1 protein-coding gene is annotated in these 1,366 nt (G+C 63.5%); it reads right to left on the reverse strand.

Annotation, left to right across the window (positions count from 1 at the left end; translation table 11 throughout):
• Positions 1 to 37: 37 nt before the first annotated feature.
• Positions 38 to 1,296, reverse strand: a protein-coding gene (locus ACIGKQ_RS25340) for an IS3 family transposase (protein ID WP_396575184.1) whose coding sequence is annotated in 2 segments (ribosomal slippage) — positions 38 to 951 and positions 951 to 1,296 — 1,260 coding nt in all. Because the reading frame shifts where the segments join, the coding sequence is not laid out codon by codon here.
• Between the last annotated feature and the right edge of the window lie 70 nt (positions 1,297 to 1,366).

The raw sequence follows: 1,366 nt of genomic DNA on the forward strand, positions 1-1,366 counted from the left end.
GCGGCCTTAACCCCGAATCTTGGACACTGGGTGGGATTCATGCAGCGGTCAACAGTGTAGCACTGTAACGGTTTTCGTAGTTGACGGGTGACAGATAGCCGCACCAGGAGTGGCGGCGGCGCATGTTGTACCGCACCAGCCAGCCGAACACTTCCCGCTGGCACGTCACGGCATCAGGCCAGCAGCGGTCATCTTGCAGGACCTCACGCTTGAGAGTCGCGTTGAATGACTCCGCCAGCGCGTTATCGGCGCTCGTGCCGACCGCGCCCATCGACTGGGTCACCCCCAGTTTGTTACAGTGTTTCGCAAAATCCCTACTGGTATAAACACTTCCGTGGTCACTGTGGAAGATTGCACCGGCCAAACTACCCCGCGTCAGCTGGGCATTGGTCAGCGCCTCGGTGACCAGTTCGGTGCGCATGTGGTCAGCGATCGCCCAGCCGGCCAGGCGCCGCGAATAGCAATCGATGACCGTGGCCAGGTACAGATTCGTCCCATCCGCCAACGGCAGGTAGGTGATGTCTCCGACATACTTTTGGTTGGGCGCCGGCGCGGTGAAGTCCCGTTTGACCAGGTCAGCGACCTTCTCGTCGGCAGGCTCGGGGATCGTGGTGATGACCCGGCGGCGTCGGCGATAGCCGACGATGCCATGCTCGGCCATCACCCGCGCCACCCGCTTGTGATTGACCCGCTCCTGCGGTGGCACCCCGTCATTGAGCTCGGCCGTGATCCGCGGTGCACCACAGGTGCGGTCCTCATCATGAATCTCTCGAATACGTTGGGCCAGAACAGCATCAGACTCTTCGCGACGGGCCCGGGTCGGGGCGGCTTTGCGCCAGGCATAGAACGAGGAACACGCGATCTCGAGGAGGTCGCATAGCCACTTCACCGGGTAGGCGTCGAGGTGGTCGGCGACGAACTGGAAGCGGCTCACCAGTTCGTCTCCCCGGCGAAATATTTGGCCGCCTGACGCAGGATCTCGCGTTCGGTGGTCAACTTCGCCCGTTCGCTGCGCAGGGCGGCGTTCTCGGCCTCCAGGCGCGCCACCTTGGCCTCCACAGACTCCGGGCCATCCTCGGTGACCACCGGCCCCTGACGCGGTTTGAGCGGGCTCTGCGTCGCCCTGCCGTCCGCAGCGGTCTTGCGACCCGTGCCGTAGGTGGTCAACCACCCACGCAACGTGCCGCGCTCAACGCCGAGATCGGCGGCGATACCGCGGACCGTGGCCCCCGGCGTGGACTCGTACAACTCGACCGCGTCTCTGCGGAACTTCTCCGAATAGTGCTTTCGGGCCATGTCTTGATCATCTCGCTTCCTCCCGCACAGATGCGGGATTCAACGTGTCCAAGATCCGGGGTCAACTCCC

Source organism: Gordonia sp. NPDC062954 (genome assembly GCF_044543825.1).
In the GTDB taxonomy this organism is placed as follows: domain Bacteria; phylum Actinomycetota; class Actinomycetes; order Mycobacteriales; family Mycobacteriaceae; genus Gordonia; species Gordonia tangerina.